Source organism: Gemmatimonadales bacterium, assembly GCA_030697825.1.
Classification (GTDB): Bacteria; Gemmatimonadota; Gemmatimonadetes; order Gemmatimonadales; family JACORV01; genus JACORV01.
In genome coordinates this window covers 1-7730 of sequence record JAUYOW010000036.1, presented here as the reverse complement: position 1 = coordinate 7730, position 7730 = coordinate 1, and the positions used below count along the sequence as shown (strand labels likewise).

The following is a 7730-nucleotide window of genomic DNA, read 5'->3' as shown; positions in this document are numbered from 1 at the left end:
GGCCGACACGGCGAGGGCGGGCGCGGCCCCTGAGCTGCGGTTCGGCGGCGCTCCGGGCGCGGGGCAGCGCCTCTGGTGGATCGCGGTGATCGCCGCCGCGCTCGCGCTAGGGGCCGGCGCGGTGATGGCGCTGCGCGGCGGTCGCGCGGCCCGGGTGCCGGCGGAGGCGCCGCCGCTGGAAACCCTGCTCGCGCAGCTGGTGGCGCTCGACGAGCGCTACGAGGGACGCGAGGAGGGCACGCCGCCACTGGAGTGGCGGCGGTACCAGGGCCGCCGCGCCACGCTCAAGTCGCAGCTCGCCGCGGTCATCGCCGCGGAGTAGTCCCGCCTGAAGGCTTGCGCGGCGGGAATCGCCGCGCGAGATTGCCGCCCACAACTGATCGTCGCGAACGGGGATCTCGGAAGCCGGTGTAAGTCCGGCGCGGCCCCGCCACTGTAACGGGTCGGGACTAGTTCCCCCCGTCCGCTCTCGATGCCACTGGCGACAGCCGGGAAGGCCAGCGGACGCGACCCGAAGTCAGGAGACCTCGCCGTTCGCCCCGTCACACACACCCTCGAGGGAGGGGACGGTGGCCGTTCGTCGGCTTCTCCATCCGGTTCGGTTTTCCATCGTCCTTCCGGCCGTGCTGGCAGCGGCGTGCTCGCGCGCGCCCGCCCGCGGCGCACTTGCCGTCACCGACGATTGGGGGCGCCGCATCGCCCTCGCCGCGCCCGCCCGCCGGATCGTATCGCTCGCCCCCGCTACCACCGAGCTGGTGTTCGCCTTAGGGCTCGGTGACCGGCTGGTAGGACGCACCCACTGGTGCGACTTCCCGGCCGCCGCGCTCGCCGTGCCGGACCTCGGCAACGGCATCGGGCCCAACGTCGAGGCGGTCGCCGCACTGCACCCCGACCTGGTGCTCCTGTATGCCTCGGCTGCCAACCGGCCGGCGCTCGGGCGCTTCGAGGCGCTCGGCATTCCCACCGCCGTCCTGCGCACCGACCTCACCAACGACCTCCGGCGCGCCGCGCGCCTGATCGCTGAGGCCGCCGGCGATTCGGCTTCGGCCGGCACGCTCCTCGCCTCGTTCGATCGCCGCCTCGACGCCGAGCGGGCGCGCAGCGCCGCCGGCGCGTCGTCGCGGGTGCGCGTGTACGTGGACGTCGAGTCGAACCCGCCGATCACGGTGGGAGCCGGCTCCTACCTCTCGGAGATCCTGGCGGCGGCCGGCGCCGCGAACGTCTTCGCCGACATCCCCCAGCCGTCGGCGCCGGTGAGTCTCGAAACGATCGTGGCTCGCGACCCCGACGTGATCCTGGTGCTGACCTCAGACACCTCGCGCACTCTCGACCTCGCGTCCCGGCCCGGCTGGCGGTCGGTGCCCGCGGTGCGGGCGCATCGCGTGCTGGCAGTGGACGGCAGCCTCTACGGCCGGCCGTCGCCCCGGATGCCGCAGGCGGTGCGCGATCTGGCGGCGAGGCTCGCGGCACTGGGGCCCCGCCGATGAAGCGTCTCCCAGCTCGAACGTTCGTCGCGCTGCTCGCCGCCGCGTGGATCGGGGCGGCCCTGGTCGGGCTGGCCGTCGGCGGCTCGCGCCTCGGGCCCGCGCAAGTGATGGCCGCGATCGCCGGCGCCGGCGACGAGTCGACCCGCGCGATAGTCTGGTCGCTGAGGGTTCCGCGGGTGGTCCTGGGGTTCGTAGTGGGCGGCGTGCTCGCGGTGGCCGGCGCCGCGCTTCAGGCCCTGGTCCGCAATCCCCTCGCCGATCCCTACCTGCTCGGTCTGTCGGGCGGGAGCAGTCTCGGCGCCGTCCTGGCGATCGCGGCGGGGTTCCAGTCCGCGTGGGCCCTCCCCGCGGCCGCGTTCGCCGGCTCGCTCGTAGCCATCGCCGTCGTGTACCGTCTCGCTCTGGTCGCGGGTAGCGCGCTCGACAGCCGGGTCCTCCTGCTCGCCGGAGTAGTGGTGGGCGCGTTCGCGGGAGCGGTGGTGAGCGGGATCCTGGCTGTCGCCGAGGCGACCGGCGTCCGTTCCGCGATGCTGTGGCTGATGGGCGGACTGGGTGGAGTGGGATGGGTCGGTGTGGCGGCGCTCGCGGCCTACTCCGCTCCCGCCCTGGTAGTGCTCGCGCGCGAATCCCGCGCGCTGAACCTGCTGGCGCTCGGGGAGGAGCCGGCCCAACACCTCGGCGCCGACGTCGCGCGCTCCAAGCGCCGGGTGTACGTCGCCGCTTCGCTGCTCACCGCCGCTGCCGTCGCTTCCTCCGGCATCATCGGGTTCGTCGGTCTCGCGGTCCCGCACGCCATCCGGATCCTGCGCGGACCCGACCATCGAGTGTTGCTCCCCTCGGCGTTCGTCCTGGGAGGCGCGTTCCTCGTGCTGGCCGACGCCGGCGCCCGCGCCCTGTTCGCTCCGCTCGAGCTTCCGGTCGGGGTGATCACGGCGCTGGTCGGCGTGCCGCTGTTCGGGATGCTGCTGCGGCGGTCGGCAAGGAGAACGGCGTGATGCAGGTGGGAGCACCGGCCTTCGAGCTCCGCGATGCGACGGTGCGGTATCCTGGGGCGCCGGCGCCGCAGCTCTCCGCGGCGTCGTTCGCGGTCCGCGCGGGCGAGTGCGTGGCGATCGTCGGTCCGAACGGGGCGGGAAAGACCACCGCGCTCCGGGCGCTGCTGGGCCTGGCGCCGCTCGTCTCGGGCCGCGCCGAAGTGATGGGCAAGCCGAGCGGAGACTGGGAGCGCGACGCGCTCGCGCGCGAGGTGGGCGTGGTAAGCCAGCGCGAGGAGCCGGTCTTCCCGATCACCGTTATCGAGGCGGTGGAGATGGGTCGCTACGCGCACACCGGCCCGTGGCGCGCGCTCGGGCCGGCGGACAGGGACGCGGTGGAGCGCGCGCTGGGACGCGCTGACGTCACGGCACTCGCGGACCGGTGGGTGGAGACGCTCTCGGGCGGCGAGTGGCAGCGGGTGCGAGTCGCGCGGGCGCTGGCACAGGAGCCGCGCGCCCTCGTCCTCGACGAGCCGACTGTGTCGCTCGACCTGCGTCACGAGATGGAGCTTTTCGAGCTGGTCATAGACCTGGTGCGGCATGACGGGCTCGCCGCGCTCTTCGTATCACACCACCTCAACGTCGCGGCGCGGTTCGCCGACCGCCTGGTGCTGGTCGCCGGCGGCCGGGTCGTGGCGGACGCGCCGCCCGAGCAGGTGCTCGTGGCCGACCGCCTGAGCGAGGTGTTCGGCTGGCCCGTGACGGTCCAGCTCCTCGCCGATGGCGTCCCCCAACTCGTTCCCGAACGTCAACCACTACTTCGCATAGACAGGGACCTCGATCCATGAACGCGTTCTGCCTGCCCCGTGTCCTCCCTCTCACGTTCGGCTGCGCCATCCTCGTCGCGAGCCCGCTGCGGGCCCAGCAACCTAAAGACACGATCCGGCTGCGCGAGATCGTGGTCACCGCCACCCGTCTCCCCACGCCCACCGAGCAGGTCCCAAACGGCGTGACGGTGCTGCGCGGCGAGGAGCTGCGCGCCCGGGGAGTCTCCCTCGTCCTCGACGCGTTGCGCGAGACGCCGGGTGCGGCGGTCGTGCAGAGCGGCTCATTCGGGGGCCAGACGTCGCTGTTCCTGCGCGGCGGTGAGAGCAACTACGTGCGGGTGCTGGTGGACGGCGTTCCGATCAACGAACCGGGCGGTCGCATCGACCTCGCCGGCCTGTCTGCCGAGAACGTCGAGCGGATCGAGATCGTGCGGGGCCCGGCCAGCGTGCTGTATGGCTCCGACGCCATGACCGGGGTGATCCAGATCTTCACGCGGCGCGGCGCCGGGGGCGCGGTGCTCTCCACGGGCACGCGGGCCGGCTCATACGGGACGCGCGCCATCGAGGCTTCGTTGAGTGCCGGAAGCGGTCGCGTTGCCTGGTCGCTCGGCGCCTCACAGTTCGCGAGCAGCGGCGTGGACACCACCAACAACGCGTACCGCAACCGGGCGGCGAGCGCTCTGCTCAGGCTCACCCCCGACTCGCGCACCGACGCCCAGATCACCATCCGCCACCACGACGGCGTGTACCACTTCCCGACCGATTTCGCGGGATTCCCCTCCGACAGCAACCAGTTCACCGGAAGCCGGGCCACTACGGTGAGTGCGGAGGTGGGCAGATCCCTGACCACCCGACTCGAAGCGCGGCTGCTGCTCGGTTGGCAGGATCAGCGCGACACGGCGCAGAACTCGCCCGACAGCCCCGCGGAAACCGACGGGTACGGCAACCTCACCTCGTTCCGCCGCCGCAGTGCGGACCTGCGCGCCAACGTCCGACTGGGACCCGCGTTCGTGGTCACCGCGGGAGCGGTGCTGGAGGAGCAGTTTTTCCACAACGCGATCGGCTTCACGGGTTCGTTCGCGTCGGGGGACACGGTGGACGTCTCGCGCACCAACCGTGCGGCCTACGCTCAACTCCTCGCCGGCCTCGGCGACGGCGTCAGCCTCACGGGCGGCGTGCGATTCGATGACAACCAGAAGTTCGGCTCGTTCGGCACGGCCCGCGCGGGGCTCACCGTGCGTGCGACGCCCACGACGCGCCTGCGAGGGAGCGCGGGGACGGCGTTCAAGGAACCGACCTTCTTCCAGAGCTACGGCGGAGGCTTCTCGACCGGTAACCCGAACCTCGTTCCGGAGCAGGCGCGCAGCTTCGAGCTGGGCGTAGAGCAATCGTTTGCCGGCGAGCTCGCCACGGTGGGCGCCGCGTACTTCGACCAACACTTTCGCGACGTGATCCAGTACACCTTCGCCGCATCGCCGGGCGCGCCCAACTACCGCAACATCGCCGGTGCGAACGCGCGCGGGGTCGAGCTCGAAGCGCGCCTGCATCCATTCCGGGCCGCCACCCTTACGGCCCGCTACACCTACCTCCACACCGACTCCGGCGTGGACGGCAGCACGCTCGCCGTCGGACTCGGACAGCGACCGCGACTCCTCCGGAGGCCGACCCATGCCGGCAGCGTGACGCTCGACGGTCGCTTCGGGGCGCGCCTGCGCGGAGGCGCCACGCTCCTCTTCGTAGGAACCCGGGACGACCTGGACTTTCGCAACGCCGATCCGGTTACCTTCGTGCCGCGGCGCGTCGAGCTTCCGGCCCACGTCCGGGTGGACGCCGGAGGGGAGTTCGACGCAGTGCCCGCGCGTGGCGCGCGGCCCGGGTTGGCGCTCACGTTCCGAGTCGAGAACCTGTTGGACGCCCGTTACGAGGAAGTGCTCTACTTCCGGGCGCCGGGCTGGGTGGCGCTGGTCGGCGGGCGTCTCTCGGTCGGGCTCGGCCGCTAGCGGTTCTCCGCCGTTCCCTCGTTCGGCCGTTCCGCCGTCCCGCCGCCCCGCCGTTCCGCCACGCCGTTTGCGGGGGCGCCAAGGCCGGTGTACGTTCGGCCCTGCAATGGCCTCCTTCTTCCTCGGCTGCTTCGCCTTCGGCCTCATCTTCACCGTGGCCAGCTTTCTGCTCGGCGCGTTCGGGAGCGGGCACGACCTTCACCTGCCCGGTTTCGACGCCGGCGGTGATAGCGGCGGCGAGGCGCACGGACCTGGCGCCGGGCATCACGGCGCCCACATGTCGCCGTTCAATCTCAGCACGATCAGCGCCTTCCTGGCGTGGTTCGGCGGCGCCGGGTACTTGCTCACCCGCTACTCGAACTTCACCACCGCGGCCATCCTCGCGGTGGCGGGCGCCGCGGGCGTCGTGGGCGGCGGGATCATCTTCGTCACGCTCGCCAAGTTCATCTTCCCGCACCTCACCGAGATGCGTCCCGAGGACTACGAGGTGCAGGGCACGGTCGCCCGCGTCACCAGCAGCATCGCCGCCGGGGGCACCGGCGAGATCGTGTACTCCCTCGGCGGGACGAGGCACGCTGACGGCGCGCGCAGCGTAACTGGCGAGGCGTTGGAGCACGGGACGGAAGTCGTGATCCTGAAGGTCGAGCGGGGCATCGCGTACGTGGAACGCTGGGACAAGTTCGCCGACCAGCATCAACTGCCGCCCGGCGACCCCGGCACGGCCTAACCCTGGGGAGCCTATGCTGGACATCCTCCTGACTCCGGTCTTCATCATCAGCGGCCTGGCCGTGGCCGTGGTTCTCCTCATCCTCGGCACCTTCGCGCGGATGCTGCGCAAGGTCGGCCCGAACCAGGCGATGATCCGCTACGGCCTGGGCGGCACTCAGGTGGTGAAGGGTGGGGCCCAGCTCGTCATTCCCCTGATCCATAGCGCTCAGGAGCTGTCGCTCGAGCTGATGTCGTTCGACGTCGCGCCGCAGCAGGACCTGTATACCAATCAGGGCGTCGCCGTAACGGTCGAGGCGGTGGCGCAACTCAAGATCAAGTCCGATCCCGAGTCCATCCGCACCGCGGCCGAGCAGTTCCTCTCCAAGACGCCGCCCCAGCGGGAAGCGCTGATCAGGCTCGTGATGGAGGGCCACCTGCGCGGCATCATCGGCCAGCTCACCGTCGAGCAGATCGTGAAGCAGCCCGAGCTGGTGGCCGACCGGATGCGCGCCAACGTGGCGGAGGACATCGCGAAGATGGGGCTCGAGGTCGTGTCGTTCACGTTGCGCGAGGTCAAGGACAAGAACCAGTACATCGAGAACATGGGCAAGCCGGACGTAGCGCGGATCAAGCGCGACGCGGACATCGCCACTTCGGAGGCCGAGCGAGACACGGCCATCAAGCAGGCGGGGTACATGCGCGAGGCGGCGGTCGCGCGGGCGCAGGCCGACCAGGAGCGTGTGCTGGCCGAGACGCTCTCGCAGGCCAAGCAGGCCGAGGCGCAGAAGGACCTCGCCGTGAAGAGGGCGCAGTACGAGGCCGAGTCGAAGAAGCAGCAGGCGCAGGCGGACAAGGCCTACGAGATCCAGGCCAACATCATGCAGCAGCAGGTCGTGACCGAAGCGGTGAACGTGGATCGCGTCCGCAAGGAGGGCGAGATCAAGGTCGCGGAGGCGGAGATCCTGCGGAAGGAGAAGGAGCTTGCCGGAACGATCCTGAAGGAGGCGGAGGCGCAGCGGAAGAAGATCGAGACCATGGCCGACGCCGAGCGGCAGCGCCTAACGCTCGAAGCCACCGGGCGCGCCGACGCCGTGAAGACCGAAGGCGCCGCCGCCGCCGACATCATCCGCCTCAAGGGGAACGCCGAGGCGGAGATCATCATGGCGAAGGGCCGGAGCGAGGCCGCCGCGATGCAGCTCAAGGCGAGCGCCTACCTCGAATACAACGAGGCCGCGGTGCTCGACAAGGTGCTGAGCGGCTTGCCGGAAGTCGTGCGCGCGCTCGCCGAGCCGCTCTCCAAGGTGGACAAGATCACGATTGTCTCGACCGGGGGAGACTCGGCCGGCGTCAACAAGATCACCGCCGACATGGCGCAGATGGTGGCCCAGGTCCCGGCCCTGCTCGAGGCGCTCACCGGCAAGAAGATCACCGAGCTGATGCAGCACCTCCGGCCCATCGCGCCCGGCACGGCGGCGCCGGGGGAGATCGTGCAGGATACCACCAAGAAGAAGTAGCTACCGCAACCCCTGGATACTTGGGCGGGCCTCGGCCCGCCCATTATCTTGCCCTCATGCCTCTCGTTGCGACCCCCGCGATCATCCTGCACGTCATGCCCTACAGCGAGACGTCGAAGATCGTCAGGCTCCTGGCGCGGGACCTCGGACTTCAGAGCGCCATCGCCAAGGGGGCCCGCCGCGCCAAGAGCCGGACCGGTCCGCGGCTCGACCTCTTCGC

7 protein-coding genes and 1 riboswitch are annotated in these 7730 nt (G+C 71.1%); all 7 genes read left to right on the top strand.

Annotated elements, in window-relative coordinates; translation table 11 throughout:
• Positions 1 to 322: hypothetical protein (locus Q8Q85_01585; GenBank protein MDP3772936.1), on the top strand; the 322-nt coding region annotated here is incomplete at its 5' end.
• A 78-nt stretch (positions 323 to 400) separates the two neighbouring features.
• Positions 401 to 526, top strand: a riboswitch (cobalamin riboswitch).
• 43 nt (positions 527 to 569) lie between these two features.
• A complete protein-coding gene (locus Q8Q85_01580; GenBank protein MDP3772935.1) occupies positions 570 to 1487 on the top strand; it encodes a helical backbone metal receptor in 918 nt (305 codons plus the stop codon).
• On the top strand, positions 1484 to 2482 hold the full coding sequence (locus Q8Q85_01575; GenBank protein ID MDP3772934.1) for an iron ABC transporter permease: 999 nt from the start codon (positions 1484 to 1486) through the stop codon (positions 2480 to 2482). The genes Q8Q85_01580 and Q8Q85_01575 overlap by 4 nt, the downstream gene beginning before the upstream one ends.
• Positions 2482 to 3309, top strand: coding sequence for an ABC transporter ATP-binding protein (locus tag Q8Q85_01570; GenBank protein MDP3772933.1), 828 nt, complete (start codon positions 2482 to 2484; stop codon positions 3307 to 3309). The genes Q8Q85_01575 and Q8Q85_01570 overlap by 1 nt, the downstream gene beginning before the upstream one ends.
• Positions 3306 to 5288, top strand: coding sequence for a TonB-dependent receptor (locus Q8Q85_01565; protein MDP3772932.1), 1983 nt, complete (start codon positions 3306 to 3308; stop codon positions 5286 to 5288). Before Q8Q85_01570 ends, Q8Q85_01565 begins: the two co-directional genes overlap by 4 nt.
• 106 nt (positions 5289 to 5394) lie before the next feature.
• Entirely contained in the window at positions 5395 to 6015 is a 621-nt protein-coding gene (locus Q8Q85_01560) for a hypothetical protein (GenBank protein MDP3772931.1), read from the top strand.
• A 13-nt stretch (positions 6016 to 6028) separates the two neighbouring features.
• Positions 6029 to 7510: an SPFH domain-containing protein gene (locus tag Q8Q85_01555; protein ID MDP3772930.1), complete on the top strand. Its 1482-nt coding sequence runs from the start codon at positions 6029 to 6031 to the stop codon at positions 7508 to 7510.
• Positions 7511 to 7730 lie beyond the last annotated feature (220 nt).

What these genes read in the sequence shown, in the direction of transcription:
- Q8Q85_01555 (MDP3772930.1), top strand. Translation starts at nt 6,029, where the DNA reads ATGCTGGACATCCTCCTGACTCCGGTCTTCATCATCAGCGGCCTGGCC.
- Q8Q85_01575 (MDP3772934.1), top strand. Translation starts at nt 1,484, where the DNA reads ATGAAGCGTCTCCCAGCTCGAACGTTCGTCGCGCTGCTCGCCGCCGCG.
- Q8Q85_01560 (MDP3772931.1), top strand. Translation starts at nt 5,395, where the DNA reads ATGGCCTCCTTCTTCCTCGGCTGCTTCGCCTTCGGCCTCATCTTCACC.
- Q8Q85_01565 (MDP3772932.1), top strand. Translation starts at nt 3,306, where the DNA reads ATGAACGCGTTCTGCCTGCCCCGTGTCCTCCCTCTCACGTTCGGCTGC.
- Q8Q85_01570 (MDP3772933.1), top strand. Translation starts at nt 2,482, where the DNA reads ATGCAGGTGGGAGCACCGGCCTTCGAGCTCCGCGATGCGACGGTGCGG.